The sequence below is a fragment of the Bacillota bacterium genome, from assembly GCA_033549065.1.
Taxonomy (GTDB): domain Bacteria; phylum Bacillota; class Dethiobacteria; order DTU022; family DTU022; genus JAWSUE01.
Genome location: JAWSUE010000009.1, coordinates 29,431 through 48,239, shown reverse-complemented (window position 1 = coordinate 48,239; position 18,809 = coordinate 29,431). Strand labels below are relative to the sequence as shown.

17 protein-coding genes and 1 pseudogene are annotated in these 18,809 nt (G+C 45.5%); 14 read left to right on the top strand and 4 right to left on the bottom strand.

Annotated features, from left to right (window positions below; genetic code table 11):
• Window positions 1–55 precede the first annotated feature (55 nt).
• The 11 genes from SCJ97_07500 to SCJ97_07450 all read left to right on the top strand — a co-directional run bounded on the left by SCJ97_07500 (window position 56) and on the right by SCJ97_07450 (window position 12,331).
• Window positions 56–1,492, top strand: coding sequence for a 4Fe-4S dicluster domain-containing protein (locus tag SCJ97_07500; GenBank protein ID MDW7739883.1), 1,437 nt, complete (start codon window positions 56–58; stop codon window positions 1,490–1,492).
• A gap of 8 nt (window positions 1,493–1,500) precedes the next feature.
• The gene (locus tag SCJ97_07495) at window positions 1,501–2,592 is read left to right on the top strand and encodes an RnfABCDGE type electron transport complex subunit D (GenBank protein MDW7739882.1); all 1,092 of its coding nucleotides are present in this window, start codon (window positions 1,501–1,503) and stop codon (window positions 2,590–2,592) included.
• Window positions 2,582–3,211, top strand: a complete 630-nt coding sequence (locus tag SCJ97_07490) for an FMN-binding protein (GenBank protein MDW7739881.1) — start codon at window positions 2,582–2,584, stop codon at window positions 3,209–3,211. Before SCJ97_07495 ends, SCJ97_07490 begins: the two co-directional genes overlap by 11 nt.
• Window position 3,212: 1 nt before the next feature.
• Window positions 3,213–3,881, top strand: a complete 669-nt coding sequence (locus SCJ97_07485; protein MDW7739880.1) for an Rnf-Nqr domain containing protein — start codon at window positions 3,213–3,215, stop codon at window positions 3,879–3,881.
• 38 nt (window positions 3,882–3,919) lie between these two features.
• A complete protein-coding gene (locus tag SCJ97_07480) occupies window positions 3,920–4,504 on the top strand; it encodes an Rnf-Nqr domain containing protein (protein MDW7739879.1) in 585 nt (194 codons plus the stop codon).
• Entirely contained in the window at window positions 4,504–5,586 is a 1,083-nt protein-coding gene (locus SCJ97_07475; protein ID MDW7739878.1) for a 2Fe-2S iron-sulfur cluster binding domain-containing protein, read from the top strand. Before SCJ97_07480 ends, SCJ97_07475 begins: the two co-directional genes overlap by 1 nt.
• A gap of 50 nt (window positions 5,587–5,636) precedes the next feature.
• The gene (gene nuoE / locus SCJ97_07470) at window positions 5,637–6,188 is read left to right on the top strand and encodes an NADH-quinone oxidoreductase subunit NuoE (GenBank protein ID MDW7739877.1); all 552 of its coding nucleotides are present in this window, start codon (window positions 5,637–5,639) and stop codon (window positions 6,186–6,188) included.
• The gene (gene nuoF / locus SCJ97_07465) at window positions 6,178–7,974 is read left to right on the top strand and encodes an NADH-quinone oxidoreductase subunit NuoF (GenBank protein ID MDW7739876.1); all 1,797 of its coding nucleotides are present in this window, start codon (window positions 6,178–6,180) and stop codon (window positions 7,972–7,974) included. Before nuoE ends, nuoF begins: the two co-directional genes overlap by 11 nt.
• 51 nt (window positions 7,975–8,025) lie before the next feature.
• On the top strand, window positions 8,026–11,433 hold the full coding sequence (locus SCJ97_07460; protein ID MDW7739875.1) for an FAD-dependent oxidoreductase: 3,408 nt from the start codon (window positions 8,026–8,028) through the stop codon (window positions 11,431–11,433).
• Between the two features lie 74 nt (window positions 11,434–11,507).
• The gene (locus tag SCJ97_07455; protein MDW7739874.1) at window positions 11,508–12,152 is read left to right on the top strand and encodes a redox-sensing transcriptional repressor Rex; all 645 of its coding nucleotides are present in this window, start codon (window positions 11,508–11,510) and stop codon (window positions 12,150–12,152) included.
• Between the two features lie 8 nt (window positions 12,153–12,160).
• Window positions 12,161–12,331, top strand: coding sequence for a hypothetical protein (locus SCJ97_07450; protein ID MDW7739873.1), 171 nt, complete (start codon window positions 12,161–12,163; stop codon window positions 12,329–12,331).
• Window positions 12,332–12,524: 193 nt separating this feature from the next.
• On the opposite strand, the gene SCJ97_07445 is transcribed toward SCJ97_07450, so the two are convergent.
• Window positions 12,525–14,060, bottom strand: coding sequence for a YifB family Mg chelatase-like AAA ATPase (locus tag SCJ97_07445; protein ID MDW7739872.1), 1,536 nt, complete (start codon window positions 14,058–14,060; stop codon window positions 12,525–12,527).
• 220 nt (window positions 14,061–14,280) lie between these two features.
• On the opposite strand from SCJ97_07445, the gene SCJ97_07440 reads away from it, so the two are divergent.
• On the top strand, window positions 14,281–14,439 hold the full coding sequence (locus SCJ97_07440; protein MDW7739871.1) for a rubredoxin: 159 nt from the start codon (window positions 14,281–14,283) through the stop codon (window positions 14,437–14,439).
• 52 nt (window positions 14,440–14,491) lie between these two features.
• Here the strand turns inward: SCJ97_07440 and SCJ97_07435 are convergent, their stop codons facing one another.
• Genes SCJ97_07435 through SCJ97_07425 form a run of 3 tightly spaced genes read right to left on the bottom strand, consistent with a single transcriptional unit; the run spans window position 14,492 to window position 16,378 of the window.
• The gene (locus SCJ97_07435) at window positions 14,492–14,854 is read right to left on the bottom strand and encodes a P-II family nitrogen regulator (protein ID MDW7739870.1); all 363 of its coding nucleotides are present in this window, start codon (window positions 14,852–14,854) and stop codon (window positions 14,492–14,494) included.
• The gene (locus SCJ97_07430; GenBank protein ID MDW7739869.1) at window positions 14,832–15,686 is read right to left on the bottom strand and encodes a DUF1538 domain-containing protein; all 855 of its coding nucleotides are present in this window, start codon (window positions 15,684–15,686) and stop codon (window positions 14,832–14,834) included. Before SCJ97_07430 ends, SCJ97_07435 begins: the two co-directional genes overlap by 23 nt.
• Window positions 15,683–16,378 (bottom strand): DUF1538 domain-containing protein, encoded by a 696-nt coding sequence (locus SCJ97_07425; GenBank protein ID MDW7739868.1) that lies wholly within the window; start codon window positions 16,376–16,378, stop codon window positions 15,683–15,685. The genes SCJ97_07430 and SCJ97_07425 overlap by 4 nt, the downstream gene beginning before the upstream one ends.
• 165 nt (window positions 16,379–16,543) lie before the next feature.
• Here SCJ97_07425 and SCJ97_07420 point away from each other — a divergent pair, with 165 nt between their 5' ends.
• Window positions 16,544–18,493, top strand: coding sequence for an ATP-dependent helicase (locus SCJ97_07420; GenBank protein MDW7739867.1), 1,950 nt, complete (start codon window positions 16,544–16,546; stop codon window positions 18,491–18,493).
• A 9-nt stretch (window positions 18,494–18,502) separates the two neighbouring features.
• Window positions 18,503–18,766: pseudogene (locus tag SCJ97_07415) on the top strand (hypothetical protein).
• Window positions 18,767–18,809: the final 43 nt, after the last annotated feature.

Below are 18,809 nucleotides of genomic sequence, written 5' to 3'. Positions count from 1 at the left end.
TAATAGTGTCAGCAATGCCTAATGCCTGGAAAAGTTTTAGTGACGAGGTGTGAAAGTGATAAAAAAAACATTCCACGGTGGCTATTATTTCAACTGTGAAGACAAACCCCGGGAGAAAGTGATTGAATCAGTTCTCCCACCCATGGTGGTTATACCGCTGAAACAGGGTTTTGGCCGTGAAGTTAAGCCTCTTGTTACGGTTGGGGATAAAGTTAAAGCAGGACAGATCATCGGCAGGGACGATCATGGTGTTTCCAGTCCGGTCCACGCAAGTATCAATGGAAATGTTGAAAGAATTACTAAGCTGAAATATTCAACAGGCCCGATCAATGCCGTGATTATCACGGCAGACTCTAATCCCGACTGGCAACCTTTAGCCGGAAATAACCGGAACTGGCAGTTGTTGTCCCTGGAAAAGATTGAAACACTGCTTTATTCCTCGGGAGCAACCTCTCTTGACAGTAAAGGCATACCAACCAGGTTCAAGACTTCTTCAAATGTCGGCCGTGATGTAAGCGATTTGATTATTCAGGGCATTGAAGACAGACCTTATAATCTCTCCCTGCCCGCTCTTTTAGCCGGGGAACGATGTACCCACTTTATTGAAGGAATAAAAATATTACAGAAAATAATGCCCCGGGCAAATATTCATTTAGCGATTAACCGTAACCGGCGCGAGATAAAACGGGAATTGATTCAGAAAACAGAAGATTTAAAATGGCTCACCTTCTATTCACTACCTCCCCGCTATCCGCAGGGAAATGATCGGGTGTTGGCTGCGACGATCCTTGGCAAACGTGACAGAAAAACTGTTGACGCTGAAGGTATCGCGGTTTTATCGGTAGGAACTGTTTTAAATGTCCATGATGCAGTGGTCGAAGGGAAGCCTGTGATTGAAACTATCATTGCCCTGTGCGGTCCGGGATGGAAAGAGAATATAAATATCAGAGTTCGGGTAGGGACGCCAATTGAAACAATAACCGGCATTTACCTGGATCAAACAAATTCAAATTGGATGATCATACCCAATAATCCGCTGACATCCGGAGCTCTCGCCGATTTCTCATTGCCTGTAGACAGGACTATAACCAGCCTGACAGCCGTATCGAAAAATATCAAAGTTCAGCGCCCTTGGTCATTACTTTCAGCGATCAGTCCTTTAAAAGGCAGGGGTTGCAGCCCCAATATTTATGATGAAGTAAAACCATGCATATTTTGCGGATATTGCGAAGAGATTTGCCCGGCGGGGATTATTCCTCATCTGATTGATAAATATGCTCGGAGAAACATAATCAGCAATGAGTTAATCAGGTATGGCATTTTTGAATGTGTTGAATGCAACCTCTGTTCCTATATCTGTCCCTCTAAAATTCCTGTGGCCAGGCATATAAAGCTGGGTCAGCAAAGACTTATTGAGTATGGATTTACAGAACCTGAAGCCGGGTTGAAAGAAGATACAGTTGAAAAATACTGCCTGGGGCAGGAAGGGTAATCTTGGCGATGAACAAACCGGAACAAAATCTTAATATAAAAATGCAAAAAGAAACACAGGTAGCATATAAACCTCTGTTGAAATCAATTGGTTCATTTTTTGTCAGCCCCGGAGATGGAACCCGGTTGGTTCCCGGTTTAGTTGATAATTTGAGTACCAAAAGATACATGTTTCTGGTAGTATTGGCCCTTCTACCTATTGCTCTGGCGGCTGTTTACTTTTATGGATGGAGAATCGTGGCGATGATTCTTGTTTCATATTTTTTTGGGGGAATGACCGAAATTTTATTTGCTGTCTTCAGGAAAAAAAGGTTTCAGGCAGATGGTCTATTGGTAACCTGCCTAATCTTTCCGCTGATCTTACCCCCCACATTGCCGCTTTGGATTGTTGCAATTGGCTCTGTATTTGCTGTTTTCTTTGGAAAAGAGGTATTTGGAGGTACGGGGCGCAATATTTTTAATCCTGCTGTTGTCGGACGTGTTTTTATCACAGTCTCATTTCCTTCTTATATGACATCAGTATGGCAGCATCCGATGCCGGGAGGGTTTGGTGGTTTTTTCAACTACGGGGCGGATCTTATCACATCGGCTACACCACTTATTTCATACCGGGCCGGGGAAATCATTACCTACACGTATTATGATCTTATATTTGGACTGGCTCCCGGTTCAATGGGAGAAACATTTCGAATTGGTATAATTTTAAGCGGGTTATTCTTAATAGTCACCGGAGTAAGTAATTGGCGAGTGCCGTTGGCTTACCTTGGCTCCGTGGTTTTGTTTTCCAGTATCGGCCACTACTACTTTCCAAACCAGGTAGCTCTTCCCATGTTTCAACTTCTTACGGGGGGACTGCTTTTTGGTGCGTTTTTTATGGCCACCGATCCGATTACATCTCCTTTTACCGGACCTGGAAAATGGGTTTTTGGCTTATTGCTCGGCATGCTAACGGTACTGTTCAGAAGTTTTTCCGGTTCTGTAGAAGGTGTGGTCTTCAGTATTTTACTGATGAATGCTTTTACTCCTTTAATTGACACTATTGTTTTAAAGATAAGGTTCAGACCACTGGGAAGGGAGGGCTTGTCACACAATGTACCATGACGCGACAGTAGTGAATGACAGGATGTTAAGGATTAAAAAAAATATTCTGGAAAAGATCGGTTGGTTGGTTTACATACTGATTCTCGGTACGCTCTCGTCTGGCCTGTTAATGGGTGTAAGCTACCTGATCCCATTGGAGAATGAAACGCTGGATCTGGAAACCAGGATGCTTATACTCAAGGCACTTGATCTGGAACATAGCCCGGAGCTTGCTGAGCAGGTATACATGGATAATATTACCACTGAAGAGATCGATGAGTTGACATTATATCGAAGCAGTGATGGAAGCATTGCCTTCATGTTTACCGGAAGGGGTCATCAGGGTCTTGTTTCCGGGATTTTAGCCCTGGGGCCGGATCTAAATAGCTTAAAAGGGCTTGTTATACTTAAACAGCAGGAAACGCCGGGATTGGGTGGGCGTATTACTGAAGAGGAATTTCTGGCTCAGTTCCGGGGATTATCTGTCGATCCGCAGCTGGTAATCTTACCGGCGGGAAGGACGGTTTCCGCAGATAATGAAATCGAAGGTATAACGGGAGCTACCATGACCAGTCAGGCTTTGGAGAATATGCTCAGGCGGAATATCAGGGAAATCAAGGAAAAATTGGGGGGGAACTGAGTTGGCTAGCCGTTGGTATCGATTAAGTTACACTAAGCCCTTTGTACTGCTCAAGGATGGCATATGGAGAAAAAACTCGATTACCTCTTCTACTTTAGGGATCTGCTCTGCTCTCGCAGTAACCAATAGGCTGGAAAATGGTATTGCCATGGGTTTGGCTGTTATTTTTGTAGTTATGGTCGCTTCGCTGGCAACTGCCGTGATTAGAGAATATATTCCCATGAGACTTAGAATGATTACCTACATGATAATAATATCAACCTTTGTTATTTCAGTAGATATGTTCTTTAAAGGTTTCTTTCCGGTTATCAGTAATGCCCTGGGCCCTTACGTTTCACTGATAATTACAAACTGCATAATAATGGGCAGGTGTGAGGCTTTTGCCCTGAAAAATCCGGTCGGGTTTTCCCTGACCGATGCCTTCGCGCACGGTTTGGGTTACACGTTTGTTCTTCTAATCCTTTCAGCTGTTAGAGAAGTGTTGGCCTTTGGCACATTATTGAATATTAGTGTGGTAGGGGAGGCATGGACCAACTGGTTGGTAATGGCTATGGCTCCGGGTGGGTTCTTCCTTCTCGCTATAATTGTTTGGGTGGTTCGCAGCTTACAGGGTGCTGTAGAAGAATCAGGTGCAACCCCTGCTGAGGAAACGGTTGTCGAGGTTGCTTAATCCAGATTAAGTTTAAATAAATATGAGGAGAAAATGCCATGAGCCAAACCTTATCTATATTTTTAGCAGCAATTCTAACCCATAATATTGTTCTGGTCTATATTTTGGGAATGTGTCCGACAATCGGGGTATCAAAAAGCATCAGAACAGCGACTGGTATGGGTGCGGCTGTAATTTTTGTTGTTACGATAACATCATTGATCAACTGGTTGATTTATAACCTGATTTTAATCCCTACCGGCAGTGAGATTATCTCTTTAATGGTCTTTATTATAACAATAGCTGCCACAGTACAGCTCCTCGAGATGCTGTTGGAGAAATACATGCGCTTTCTCTATACAGCTTTTGGGGTATTTCTGCCGCTTATAACGGTAAACTGTGCTGTACTTGGCGTTACTCTTTTCATGGTCTTACGTGAATATACTATTGGTCAGGCAATTTTCTTCGCGCTCGGTTCTTCTATCGGCTTTTTCATAGCTATTGTGCTGGTTGCAGGCATCAGGGAAAAGCTCAATTTGATTGGGGATCCCCCGAAGGGACTCCAGGGTCCCGGTCTGGTTATGATTATTCTAGGCATTTTGGCCCTTGGATTTATGGGCTTCGGAGGGATGGTGGAATTATAATGGACTTGCAGTCAGTATTAATCCTGGTTTCCCTGCTGGTAGGCATTACACTTGTCTTGATTATTGCCGATTTTTTGATCGGCAGTAACCAAAAAATACTGCTCAGGATCAATAAAGAAAAGGAGTTCACTATCTCATCCGGCGGCACTCTGCTTGATGCTTTATCGGAGAATAAAATATATATTCCTTCCGCCTGTGGCGGCAAGGGCACCTGTGGCCATTGCAAGGTTAAAGTTGATAGTGGTGGCGGTGAGATACTGCCCACGGAAGAAAACTTCCTCTCCCTCGGGGATAAAAAGGAAGGAGTAAGGCTTGCCTGCCAGGTTAAAATCAGGGAGGATATCATCGATGTCAGTATGTCGGAGGATTTACTGGATGCCCAGGAATATATTGCTGAAGTAGTGGTTTTGGAGGATCTAAATTATGATACTAAGTTTCTTAAGTTAAAATTGCTCTCACCAAATGTCATCGAATTTAAACCCGGCCAGTATGTTCAAATACTGGTGCCCGGTTACGAGGAGTTTCGCGCTTATTCTATCGCTTCACCACCCAGCCAGAAGGATATGCTCGACTTTGTAATCCGATACATACCGAAAGGGCTTTGCACCACCTATATCCATAAAGCTCTTCGAATTGGTGATGTAATCAAGATTACCGGCCCCTATGGCGACTTCTATCTTCAGGAGGATTCCGATAAAGATATTATTTGTCTTGCCAGAAGCACCGGGATTGCCCCAATCAGATCTATTGTTTTACATCTTAAAGAACGGGGCATGACACGCGATGCCCACGGTTATTACAGTGGTCGGACAAAAAAGGATATTCTCCTGGACGATGAGATGAAAGCCTTGGAAGAGAAACATCCTAATTTCAAATATTATATTGTTCTTTCCAGACCTGCTCCGGATGATAACTGGGAAGGCGAAACAGGATATATTACGGACGCTGTGCCAAGATATGAAGAATCACTTGAGAATAAAGAGTTTTACCTCTGCGGACCGCCGGAAATGATTGATGCTGCCATGGAAACATTGAAAAGAAACGGTGTATCGGAAGAACAGATCTTTTTTGATAAATTCTAGTCGCTCAATTGTAATGATACTTCAGAGATTGAAATAAGGAGAATAGTTATATGGAGTTGGGACTTAAGACGGATAACTTAAAAACACTGGCTCAACAATACCCTGTAATTGCAGTTAAAAAAATTGTTGAGAAACATATTAATAGTAAAGGAACAGCGATACCGATTTTGCAGGACCTTCAAAATGTTTTCGGTTATATCTCTCCGGATTTGCTTCGACGGGCAGCTGAATTTTCCGGGATTCCGGTTAACGAGCTATACAGTATAGTTACATTTTATGCTCAGTTCAGGTTGGAACCGATTGGAGAGCATTTGATCCAGATCTGTCACGGTACTGCCTGTCACCTGGCCGGTGCTGACAAAATCACCGAGTCAATTCAGTTCGAGATCAAAGCCAAAACGGGAAAAACCAGTGATGACAACTTATTTACCCTGGAAAAGGTGGCCTGTCTCGGTTGCTGCAGTCTGGCCCCGGTGATGACTGTAGATGAGGAGACTCATGGAAAACTATCCCCGGAAAATGTTCGCAAGATACTTAAAACTGTTCGCCGGAAAAACTCTGAGCAATCTGCTTCAAAGGGGGATTGCGAAGATGCAGGATGATAAATATCGAATAAAAGTTGGTCTTGCAACCTGCGGTATTGCCAGTGGGGCGGCCAAGGTATACCAGGTTATGCAGGAACGTCTAAAAGATAGCAAGTTGAAAGTGGAACGAACGGGCTGCCTGGGCATGTGTTACAATGAACCGCTGGTCGAGGTAATTGAAGCAGGCGGGCAGAGCTATTTATACGGTAACCTGGAACCGAAGGATGGCTTGCGGATCATTGACGAGCATATCGGGCACGGTAAACCGGTCGTTGAATTGCTTGTCCTGGGTCAGGAAGCCGAAACTGACGATCAGAACTTTCTGGAGAAACAGCACCGGATCTTACTAAAAAATTGCGGCCGGATCGATCCGGAAGAAATACAGAGTTATATCGATGCAGACGGATACAAAGGGCTTAAGAAAGCTCTCCAACAGATGACCCCGGAAGAGGTTATCGAAGAAATTAAAAGCTCAGGGTTGAGGGGCAGAGGTGGAGCAGGCTTCCCAACCCACCTTAAATGGAGTTTTACCCGTCAAGCCGGGGGAACACAGAAATATATTATATGCAATGCCGATGAAGGTGATCCGGGTGCTTTTATGGACCGCAGCGTTCTTGAAGGAGATACGCACAGTGTGCTGGAGGGAATGCTTATTGCCGGTTACGCTATTGGCGCATCGGTTGGTTATGTATATATCCGGGCTGAATACCCGCTGGCAATTCACCGCCTGAAGATTGCCATCAGGCAGGCTGAAGCAAGGGGTTTACTCGGCGAAAAAATTCTGGGTTCCGATTTTAATTTTGAAGTTATTATCCGGGAAGGAGCCGGTGCTTTCGTTTGTGGTGAAGAAACGGCTCTTATAATGTCTATTGAAGGGAAGAGGGGCATGCCCCGCTTCCGCCCGCCCTTTCCTGCTCAACAAGGCCTTTTTGATTGTCCGACTTCGATTAATAATGTTGAAACATTTGCCAATGTACCTCGTATTTTAAACCTGGGTGCATCAACCTACAATGTTCTCGGTACTGAGGAAAGTAAAGGAACAAAGGTGTTTGCCCTGGCCGGAAAGATAAAGCGGGGCGGATTGATCGAGATTCCCATGGGCACAACAATCAATGAAATTGTATTTGATATTGGCGGTGGAATCTCCACCGGCAAACCGTTCAAAGCAGTCCAGACCGGCGGGCCTTCAGGTGGATGCATACCGGCTGAACTGGGCGATACACCCATGGACTACGAATCGCTCAAAAAAATCGGAGCAATTATGGGTTCGGGTGGACTGCTCGTTATGGATGAAGATACCTGTATGGTAGACGTTGCCAGGTACTTCCTGTCATTTACCCGGAAAGAATCCTGCGGAAAATGCACATTCTGCCGGGTTGGGACCAACCAGATGCTCAAGATCCTGGAAAGAATTACTGAAGGTGAAGGGCGGGAAGAGGATGTTGATCTGTTGGTTGAACTGGCCGAAAAGGTGAAGGCTGGTTCACTTTGCGGTCTCGGGCAGACAGCGCCAAACCCGGTTTTGACGACAATTAGATATTTCCGAAGCGAGTATGATGCCCATGTTAAAGAAAAATATTGTCCGGCAAAAAAATGTAAGTCCTTGATCACCTATGAAATTGATACGACAGCATGCACAGGTTGCACCCTTTGTGCCAGGAATTGTCCGGTGGATGCCATTACCGGTAAGAAGAAAGAAGTTCACAAAATTGATCCCTTAACATGCATAAGCTGCGGTCTCTGCGTGAACAGCTGTAAATTTGCAGCAGTAACAGTTGATTCAAAACCAAGACAGCTTGTCTAGGAACTCTGTGAACTACCTTACACAATCACCGACTTGGAGGACCATTATAATATGCCGAAAGTAGAGATTAGCATCAACGGAAAAAAGATCAAAGCTGATAAAGGCAGCAATTTGCTGGAAACAGCTCTGCAAAATGGTATTGACATTCCCCACCTTTGTTATGATCCACGGATAAAGCCCTTTGGTTCCTGCCGGCTCTGTTTTGTTGATACCGGTGGGCCGCGGGGACCAGTTGCCGCTTGCGGCACCGTGGTGGAAGAAGGTATGAATGTAATTACAAACAATGAACAGTTAGATGAGATGCGCAGGACTGCCCTGGAGCTTTTACTGTCAGAACATTGTGGCGATTGTATTGCACCCTGTCAGCAGGCTTGTCCCGCCCATATTGATATTCAGGGATATATCGCTCTGCTTGACAGAAAAGAAAATAAAAAAGCGGCTGATTTGATAAAAGAAAAAATGCCCCTGCCTTCAATATGTGGTCGGGTTTGTCCGCGTTTCTGTGAAGCTGAGTGCAGGCGCAACCTGGTTGACGAACCGGTTAATATATGTGATCTAAAAAGGTTTGCAGGAGATTTCGACCTGGAAATGATCGACTCCTACAGACCAAGCGTTGCTGCTGACAGTGGTAAAAAAGTAGCGGTGGTCGGTGGTGGACCGGCCGGTTTGACCGCTGCCTACTACCTGGCTTTGAAAGGTCACCAGGTTACCCTGTTTGAGGGCAGCTCAAGGTTGGGTGGAATGATGCGTTTTGGCATACCCGAATACCGTTTGCCTAAAGCGTTGCTCGACAAAGAGATTAACCTGATCGCCGATCTCTGCCGTGAGGTTCGTCTGGGAGAAGTGCTTGGAAAAGATTTCACCATTGATGAATTGGTCCAACAGTACGATGCGATTTTTCTTGGTCTGGGATGCCAATCAGCACAGGGCATGAACCTGGAAGGTGAAGATAAGCCGGGTATCCTTAAAGGCATTGATTTTCTGCGCAGTGTGGCCGAGGGTAATCCCGCGGCCCTGGGTAAAAAAGTAGCGGTAGTTGGCGGTGGAAATACCGCAATGGATGCTGCCCGGACTGCTCTGCGTCTGGGAGCAGAAGAGGTCCATGTAATTTACCGACGCAGTCGTAATGAAATGCCTGCTGCCCTGGTTGAAATTGAAGAAGCAGAAGAGGAAGGAATTATCTTTGACTTTCTGACAAACCCGGTATCTGTTTTAGGTTCTGACGGTGTCCAGGGTGTGGAATGTGTGCAAATGGAGCTTGGTGAACCTGACGAAAGCGGTCGCTGCCGTCCACTGGTGATTGAAGGCTCTGAATTTACACTGGAGGCCGATAATGTGATTATGGCTATCGGCCAGACCCTGGACAGTGAAAATGCTTGCTTATGCAATCTTGAACTCAAAGGCAAAACCCTGGCAGCTTGCCCCGATACAGGTCAAACAGCAGTCGAAAAAGTATTTGCCGCCGGTGACGCAGTGACCGGTCCGGCAACCGTTGTTGAAGCAGTAGGTGCAGCCAGGAAGTCGGCAGTGGCAATAGATCGTTACCTTAACGGTATTGAAGTTAATTCCGGGCCGGAAAGCTTTAATTGCTCGAGGGGCCGGTTAGACCAACTTGATCCTGCTGATTTTTCCGAGTATCCAAAAGAAGCCCGTTTGCCGGTACACCATCTATCTCCGGAAAAGCGCAGGCAAAACTTTATAGAGTTTAACCAGGGGTTAACCGATGAAGATGTTGTTAAAGAAACAAAACGCTGCCTTTCCTGCGGCTGTCAGGATGTTTTCAAATGCTCCTTGCGTCGGCTGGCTACAGAGCTGGAGATCGATACCGTGCGGTTGGGAGTCGAAAATAAGCGCTACCCGATTAAGCGGGATCATCCTTACATAATCCAGGATCCCAACAAGTGCATACTTTGTGCCAGCTGTGTGCGTATCTGTAATGAAGTTCAGGGAGCCAACGCTCTTTGCCTGGTAAACCGCGGATATGATACCGTGGTCAGCCCGTCTTTGCAGCTGCCATTGAATGAAACAACCTGTGAATCCTGCGGGCAATGTGTATCCGCCTGCCCTACGGGAGCTCTTACGGCAAAAGGTTTATATAGTAAGCCCGGTCCCTGGCTCTCTGAACGGCTTGTTGAGAGCACCTGTACACTTTGCGGGATCGGCTGCAGCATTGAACTTGATGTAGTGGCGGATCAGGTCACGGAAATAAATTCACCTTTGCGTCAGGATATTAACGATGGCAATCTTTGCAGCAGGGGAAGATATGAAGCTCTATTTGCACAGGATTATAAAAGGATCACTAAACCGTTCGTCCGGAATAACGGCCAACTCGCTGAGGCGAGTTGGGCGGAAGCGTTTAAAACTGCAGCTTCCGGGTTGCTTCGGGTAAAAAATCAATACGGTGCAAACAGTCTGGCTGTTGTCTTATCTGCATCCCTATGCAACGAAGAGATGGTTCTTGCGCATAAGCTGGCCGAAGAAATACTGGGAACAGGGAATATTTATGCTACCGGGTTTCCTTCTGAAGTAGCAGAAAAAAATGGCAGACAATTATTCTATAAAGAGATTGCTGAAAGTGATTTCATCTTGGCTATAGATACCGATTTACCTGAAGATTATCCAATTATAGCTCAAAAGATACGTAAAGCGCTGGCGGATGAGGCGAAACTTGCTTTTATCGGCACTGCAGGAAATCGGCTTGTTAATAATTCTGCCTTTTCCGTGCTAGTCAGTCCCGGTAAATTAACTGTTATCTTGAGAGCGTTACTTTCCTACTGCGCCGGAATAGAAGATGAGCTTTCGATCAACAGTTCCGAAATAAATGAAGCGCTTGCGTCCTTACCACAGGCTATCAGTGATAACCCGGCAGTTCTGGTCGAAATAGCCGGGCTGCTGCGTTCTGCAAGAAAGCCGGTTCTGGTTGTTGATGGGGATTTTATCAGTAGTGAAGAATACGGGCTTTTAAACGAGATACTCAGCCTGAGCGGCAAAAAAGAGAGCTCCGGGATTGTTACCCTCTACAGGGGTGGTAATACCAGGGGTTTGATTAAACTTGGTTTTGCAAAGGGCCTTGCCAGTGGGAATACACAATTCGGATATAAAACCTGTGATCAGAAACTCGCTGCAGAGCAGTTGAAGCCTTACAAAGGGTTGCTTTTGATCGGAGACACTTCAGCAGCTGAGCTAAAGCTTGCTGATCCGGAACTTTTTACGGTATCTATTGCAGCGCATAATCATCCAAACTTACAGAATGCCAATGTAGTATTTCCGCTGGCTACGTACCTTGAAACTGCCGGAACAGTGCTTAACTGTGAAGGCAGGATTTGTGAATTAAAACCGGCCTATGCTCCGCTTTCCGGGAAAAACAATTCAGATACACTCATTGAACTTGCTGAAGCTTTGGGCTATCCAATTGATCCGGTGCTGTCTGCTCAGGTTGATTACTCCAGCCACGTGTAATTTGTCAACTGAAAAATACTATTTCCAGACGACCAAACCAGCAGTTCGCGTAAAAAATTGGCGGTGGAATTATGATGGTTCAAGGTAGAAAAGACCCAGAATTAGCGATCAAACGACTTTCGGTTTACTTGAGAGTGCTGGACAGTTTGATTGAAAAAGGCATTGAACTGGTTAATTCGGAAAGTTTAAGTAAAGAAACCGGTTTTACTGCCGAGCTGATCAGAAAAGATCTATCTCATTTTGGCGCATTCGGAACCCGGGGAAGGGGTTACTATACAGATTCGTTAAGACAATGTATCCTGAAAGTTAGCGGTTTGAATAATTTAACCACAGTTATTGTAGTAGGTGCCGGACACCTCGGCACCGCTCTGACCCGCTATACTGTAACAAAGAATCCTTATGTTAAGGTGGTTGCCGTATTTGATGTAGATCCGGCGATTATCGGGCAGCACATCACTGCTGTTGAAATTATGCATATCTCAAAAATGGAAGAAATCGTTGCTAAACATAAAGTTGATGTTGCCATTTTAACTGTTCCGTCGGGACAAGCTCAGTCAGCTTTTGATAGTATCGTGCAAAGTGGTGTTAAAATAATTTCAAACTTTGTGCCGGTAAAACTAACTGTACCCGAAGGTGTTTATGTCCACAATACAGATCTGAGTGTTGACTTACAAAGCCTGAAGTACCACGCATTAAAGTATATTGATATGCACCGCTAAAGGCTGGAATACATACCAAATCACTAATTGCCAGGACGGCCGACTTCATAATCGCCATTGGCGGTGAATACGGTACCCTTTCTGAAATCGCCCTGGCCTTGAAATTATTTTTGATTATTCTTCAAATATTCTTTCACTCTTTCACGATCTTCGTTTTCTTTATCTCCTTTAAAATATAGTTCAATAAATTCAATACGTTGTTTCTGCTCATGATAGGAATAAATAATACGTAAAAAGTCTCCTTTTAAATATCTACAAAACAGCCGAGCTTTTATGATACAAAGACTCTCATTTCGCATAATAATTTTAAAATGTTTGCTATTACCAAGCTGTGTTCTATTCTAAAAAATAATAAAAATCATCTAGATGCAATTAAGATTGTCGGTCCAGGTTGCGATACTGCACCGCTTCGGCAATATGCGGTGCTTCAATCACCTCTGAATCGTCTAAGTCGGCAATGGTCCGGGCTACTTTGATGATCCGATCGTGGGCACGCATAGAGAATTTTAGGTTTTGAAAAGACTGGCGCAGCAGCAGTCTGGCCTCATCAGTAAGCGGACAGTGCTTTTCAAAATGGCTGGAACTGAGTTGGGCATTACAATTTGCTTTAAGCCTTTTATATCTCGTTAACTGTTTCAGACGAGCTTTTTCAACCCTTTTCCGGATATCCGCGGAACTTTCACCGCTTTTCTCTTCCTGCAGCTGTTCATATTTCACCGACGGCACTTCAACCTGGATATCAATCCGGTCTATTAGCGGTCCCGATAACTTGGAGCGGTATTTAAATATCTGGGCCGGGCTGCAGCGGCATTCTTTTTCAGGTTCACCATAGTTGCCGCAGGGGCAGGGGTTCATTGAACCGATAAACATGAAATCTGCAGGGTAGCTGATTGTGGCTGTCGCCCTGGTGATGGTAACCATCCTGTCTTCCAGGGGCTGACGCAGCGCTTCCAGGACTTCTCGCCTGTATTCAGGCAGTTCATCAAAGAAAAGAACGCCCCTGTGAGCCAAACTGACTTCTCCCGGCCTTGGTGATTTGCCACCCCCGATAATTCCTGCTGTTGATGCGCTGTGGTGAGGGCTGCGAAAAGGACGTTTCAGAACTAATGAATTCTGTGCAGTTAGCTGACCGGCCACGCTGTGGATCCTGGTCATTTCAAGAACTTCCTCCCGGGTGGGAAGGGGTAGGATAGAGGGTATTCTTCTGGCCAGCATTGTTTTTCCACTTCCCGGGGGACCATAGAGCAGGACATTATGGGAGCCGGCTGCAGAAATTTCCAGGGCCCGTTTTGCCGATTCCTGACCCCGTACTTCAGAAAAATCCGGTTCTGCATAGTTTTCTTCAGTCGGAGTTACTTCAGGCATTCTGGTCGTCAGGGCATCGATATTTCCATTAAAAAAATCAACTAACTGTCTTAAGTTTCCGGCACCCCTGACATCAATTTCGCCAACAAGGGATGCTTCAGCAAGGTTCTCAAGCGGGAGAAACATACTAGTATCCCTGTAATTATCCAGCTCACTTACTGAGAGAGCCATGGCCAGGGTGCCGTTTATGCCCCGCAGTTTACCGTCAAGTGATAATTCACCGACGAAGAGAGCCCTGGAGAGTAAAGGGCTTATTTCAATCTGATCGGTTGCCGCCAGCAAACCGATGGCGATGGCCAGATCGAATGCCGACCCTTCTTTCTTGATATCAGCCGGTGCGAGATTGACAGTGATTCTGGAATAGGGAAATTTGAATCCGCTGTTGCGGATGGCGGACCTGACTCTTTCTTTTGCCTCTCGAACCGAGGCATCAGGAAGTCCGATCAGATCGAAAGCGGGCAGCCCGTCTGAAATATCAACTTCGATTTCAAGCGGAATGCCCGTTATACCGTTAATTGCACAGGAATGGACTTTGGCGATCATCATTGCTGTCTCCTTTGCGGTGAAGTGGCGGCATACAATTCTGCATAGCCTGGGATCCGGTGATTGTTCTATATCATTTTACTTCTCCGGTTCCATGGTATAATCCTGCAAAAATATTTTTCTATTCCCCGGTTTGAAGTTGGTATGTTATAATGCTGTAAATTATAATATTTCAAAGTCATAGTTAGACCTGAAGTTAATCAGAAAGGAGGGAAATTTTATGGATAAGTATGAATGCCAGGTATGTGGATATGTATACGATCCTGCGGAAGGGGATAGTGATGGAGGGATTGCCCCCGGCACCCCTTTTGAAGATCTTCCTGATGATTGGGTCTGCCCGGTGTGCGGTGTAGGCAAAGATGAGTTTGAGAAGCTATAGAATAAAAATATAAACAACAAGAGCAAACCGTAGGAGGATACAGGGTATCCTCCTACTTTTTTCTAACGTCTTTTTCATAATTTTTAAGTTCCCTAACCAGGTGAACAACCCCGACCACTTTTTTCAGTTCCAGGACGAAAGCAATTCCGGTACCAGGCTTTTCCAGTTTTCCAGCCTTGATTATTGCCTTCAGGACATCATCGGTTTTCTCTTCCTGAATGATCGTGAAGATTATATCCTTCTCTGGTTCAATGGGAATTCCAAGCAGCTTTTTCTGCTCGTGAATTCCGGTTCCCCGGGCCGGAATAATGGTTGCTCCCTCTGCTCCCGCTGTTTTGGTAGCAGTAATTATTTTCTCACAACAACCTTTTTTAACTATTGTTACAATCAGATCATGTTTCAGGTTCGAATCCATCTTCTGTAACCTCCTTGATATCATTGGAATACTTTTCGTTATCGGGATAATCCTTATCAGGTTCTTCATCCGGTTTTAATTCATCCATGCTGTTGTCATTGCCCTGATCGTCGTCCCGATCTTCTTCAGGATAGAGGAAACCAAGCAGCATAACCAGGATTATCGGGGCAAGTGCCACCAGGGCTATTAACCCGAATCCGTCAATCACAGCATCACGCCCTTCAATAACATCTGCAGCTCCGACGGCAAGGGCCATGATAAAGGTTACTGTCATGGGTCCTGTGGCGACACCTCCGGAATCAAAGGCAACAGCTGTAAATGATCGCTTCGAAAAAAACATTAAAATTATTGCCAGCAGATACCCGGGAATGATTATGTAGTAAAATGGTATGCCGTATACAATCCTGACCATGCCGAGAGCGATAAATAGCCCGACAGCGAAGCATAGAGTATAAGTGAGGACCGGTCTCCTGATATAACCGCTGGAGCTTTTCTCTACCTGGCTGCTTAAAATTCTCACCGCCGGTTCAGCCAGGGTAGCTACAAAGCCCAGGATAAAACCTAAAGGAATCAAGATCCAGCGGTAATCAAGCTCACCTAGAATCGATCCCATTTCCATGCCTACCGGCATGAAGCCTACCTTCACTCCCTGCAGGAAAAGGGCCAGGCCGGCGAAAGCAAAGACGACACCCTTGAAAAGAGTAAGCAGCATACGCCTGGGCATTTTAAAGACTAAGATAAAAAGCAAGAAAAGAACAAGAACTGGACTGAGAGCCATCAAAACTTCAATCAGAACATGACTGAAATCCTGAAAAATCAGGCTGAAAATCATCCAAAAAACACCCCCAGCAGCATGACCCCGATAACCGGACCGATCGAGGCAAGCCCGATAAGCCCGAAAGCATCAGACATACCCGATTTACCACCTAGAACTGAGGTTGCTCCAACACCCAGGGCAAGAATGAAAGGAACGGCCATGGGCCCCGTGGTTACCCCACCGGCATCAAACGAGATGGCTACAAAACCCGGCGGGGTAAAAAAAGATATAACCACGACCAGCACGTAGCCTAAACCGAGTAGATAGGCTATGGGAATGCCCAGAAGAATTCTCAGGATAGCCAGAGAAACAAAAAAACCAACCCCGATGGCGACTGCTATGATCATGAGTGTTGAATCGATTGCTCCACCGGATGCAATGCCAACCTGGTGGGCCAGAACCCGTACATCCGGTTCGGCTATGGTAATCACAAAACCGAAAATGAAGGCAGCGATTAACAATATTGACAGTGAACCGCGGGTTACGAGTTCGGAACCGATCATCTCGCCTATAGGCAGTAGACTGACCCGGACACCGATCAGAAATAGAAAGAGACCGGATGTGACTAAAAAAGCCCCGGCAATAAACTGCATCATCAACGCAACAGGGGTGTGAATAATAAATAGCTGGATCAATATGATCACAATGACTATCGGACCGACTGCCTGCAGAACCTCGATCATAATTTCTTTTACATCGTCTAACATAAATTGGCTACCCCCGGCATGAAAGATCTTAATAAAATAATATCTGATGAATCAGGGAGTGTCCAGTTTAAGTAAAGGTTTCCTTTCGTAAACAGGAGGTATCTGGCAGAAAAGGGCAAAGTATGGTATTATTCGCCTGATTATAAATATTATATGGAGGTATATATGCATAAAAAAATAGATAATTGGGATCAGTTTCTGCAGGCAGAACTTAATAGAGCACAGTATGAATTTGCAACAGCCGACGATGATGCGCTGCTTGGTCTGGCCGGACCGGGTTCCGGGAAAACAAGGGCGCTGGTTTACCGGGCTGCCCATCTGATCCAGACCGGTCTGAACCCGGGAAACCTTTTACTTCTAACCTTTACCAACAAGGCGGCCGGAGAAATGAAGGAACGCCTGGAACGTCTACTCGGATTTCTACCATATGAACTTTGGTCTGGTACTTTCCACAGCATCGGTGCAAGAATTCTCAGGAAACACGCTGCACTGATGGGCCGGACTCCCAATTTTTCTATTTTTGACGAAGATGACAGCAGGGCTCTGCTGAAACAGATCCTTGCTTTGCTGGAGGTCAATGAGCAGGACAGGAAATTAATCATGCAGAGAGGATTTCTCGGCCGGATAATCAGCCAGGCCCGTAATTCAGACTTTTCCATCCGCCATGTAATGGAAGAAGATTATCCGTACCGGCTGGAATACTATGCCCTGATCAATGAAGTGGCCGATATTTACAATCGGAAAAAAGAGGAGAGCAATGCCTTCGATTTTGACGATCTTTTACTCTGCTGGCTTGAACTGTTTGAAAATCAACCACAGGTTCGAGAACAGTACCTCCGGAGATTTAAACATGTCCTTGTTGATGAATTTCAAGATACTAATATCATCCAGGCCAGACTTATCGATCTTTTTGCCGGGAATGCTTCACTCTGCGTCGTTGGCGATGATGCCCAGTCGATCTATGCTTTCCGATATGCCAATATCGGTAATATACTTTCATTTCCCGAAAAATATCAAACCTGCCGGCTGGTTAGGATGGAACAGAATTACCGGAGTACACCTGAAATAGTTGAACTGGCTAACTGCTCGATCAGTTTTAACCGTGAACAGCTGCCCAAGAAACTTTATTCGGAAAATCCACCCGGTCCAAAACCGTTAATTGCAAAGGTATATGATGCCAGGCAGGAAGCTTCATTTGTCCTGCAAAATATCTGGGAACTGCAGAACAACGGGATACCTATGCAGGAGATAGCAGTGCTGTACCGGAGTTCATATCTTACCCCTGAACTTGAATTTACCCTTTCCGGGAGAGGGATCAGTTATAGAACGTTTGGCGGCGTTAAATTTTTTCAGAAAGCCCATATCAAAGATCTGCTTGCCTACCTGAAAGTGATCAATAATCCCCAGGATGAACAGGCCTGGCGCAGAATATCGCTGCTGCAGCAGGGCATCGGTCCTGCTGGTTTTGAAAAGCTCTGGTTGAACCTGAAGGATTACAGCAATCCTCTCGAAGCTGCGTTATCCGGAAAGGAATCGCCTTCCAGAGGTAAAAACGGATGGACCCAGCTCTGCGAAACATTGGCTAAAATTAATGAACATAAAGATGGAAAGGTTGCGGATCTGATCAATGGCATCTTGGAAGATAATTATGATCAGCTATTAAAACAGAATTATCCGGATCAGTACGAGGAACGGCTAAGTGGACTGGAACGCCTGGCCATTTATTCTGAACGTTTTGAAACAGTTGAAAAATTTCTTGAATCGCTGACACTCGAAGAGTCTGTGTTTGCCGATCCCGATGCATATAACGATACATATGGCGGTCAACTGACCCTTTCGACAATCCACAGCGCCAAGGGAAAAGAGTGGGATGCAGTATTTATTATCGGGCTTAACCAGGGGCATTTCCCGGGTAGGCATATTAACAACCATGATCTTGATGAAGAAAGACGGTTATTTTATGTGGCCGCAACGCGGGCTCGGCGTTATCTCTACATGACTACCTACTGGGAAGACTATCGCAGTTATGGCGCTACTTCTGAAGGGCCGTCGCTTTTTCTGAAAGAACTTGCTCCTGAATGCTATCAACTGGCAGATTATGCCAACGAGTATTAACAGGAGGAGATGCCGGTTATGAATGAACAGGATAAGCAAACTGATAAACGACAGTTTTCCTGGGTTGGAGGAACCTATTCGGGGCAGCATAAAAACGGTAAACCCCACGGGTGGGGCAAACTACTGCTGCCGGATGGAACAGTCTACGAAGGAAACTGGGTCAATGGTAAACCTCACGGCAAGGGTGTGGTCGGCTATTCAGGTGGCAGCCGGTATGAAGGCGAGTTTATCGATGGCAAACGACATGGTTATGGTCGCTACAGCGGAAGGGATGGAACTATTACTGCAGGAATATGGGATAATGGGCGGTTGGTTA

Bases quoted from the DNA above. Each gene is read 5' to 3' on its own strand.
- SCJ97_07495 (MDW7739882.1), top strand. From the start codon at position 1,501: ATGAACAAACCGGAACAAAATCTTAATATAAAAATGCAAAAAGAAACA.
- SCJ97_07490 (MDW7739881.1), top strand. From the start codon at position 2,582: ATGTACCATGACGCGACAGTAGTGAATGACAGGATGTTAAGGATTAAA.
- SCJ97_07480 (MDW7739879.1), top strand. From the start codon at position 3,920: ATGAGCCAAACCTTATCTATATTTTTAGCAGCAATTCTAACCCATAAT.
- SCJ97_07475 (MDW7739878.1), top strand. From the start codon at position 4,504: ATGGACTTGCAGTCAGTATTAATCCTGGTTTCCCTGCTGGTAGGCATT.
- nuoE (MDW7739877.1), top strand. From the start codon at position 5,637: ATGGAGTTGGGACTTAAGACGGATAACTTAAAAACACTGGCTCAACAA.
- nuoF (MDW7739876.1), top strand. From the start codon at position 6,178: ATGCAGGATGATAAATATCGAATAAAAGTTGGTCTTGCAACCTGCGGT.
- SCJ97_07460 (MDW7739875.1), top strand. From the start codon at position 8,026: ATGCCGAAAGTAGAGATTAGCATCAACGGAAAAAAGATCAAAGCTGAT.
- SCJ97_07455 (MDW7739874.1), top strand. From the start codon at position 11,508: ATGGTTCAAGGTAGAAAAGACCCAGAATTAGCGATCAAACGACTTTCG.
- SCJ97_07445 (MDW7739872.1), bottom strand. From the start codon at position 14,060: ATGATCGCCAAAGTCCATTCCTGTGCAATTAACGGTATAACGGGCATT.
- SCJ97_07440 (MDW7739871.1), top strand. From the start codon at position 14,281: ATGGATAAGTATGAATGCCAGGTATGTGGATATGTATACGATCCTGCG.
- SCJ97_07435 (MDW7739870.1), bottom strand. From the start codon at position 14,854: ATGGATTCGAACCTGAAACATGATCTGATTGTAACAATAGTTAAAAAA.
- SCJ97_07430 (MDW7739869.1), bottom strand. From the start codon at position 15,686: ATGATTTTCAGCCTGATTTTTCAGGATTTCAGTCATGTTCTGATTGAA.
- SCJ97_07425 (MDW7739868.1), bottom strand. From the start codon at position 16,378: ATGTTAGACGATGTAAAAGAAATTATGATCGAGGTTCTGCAGGCAGTC.
- SCJ97_07420 (MDW7739867.1), top strand. From the start codon at position 16,544: ATGCATAAAAAAATAGATAATTGGGATCAGTTTCTGCAGGCAGAACTT.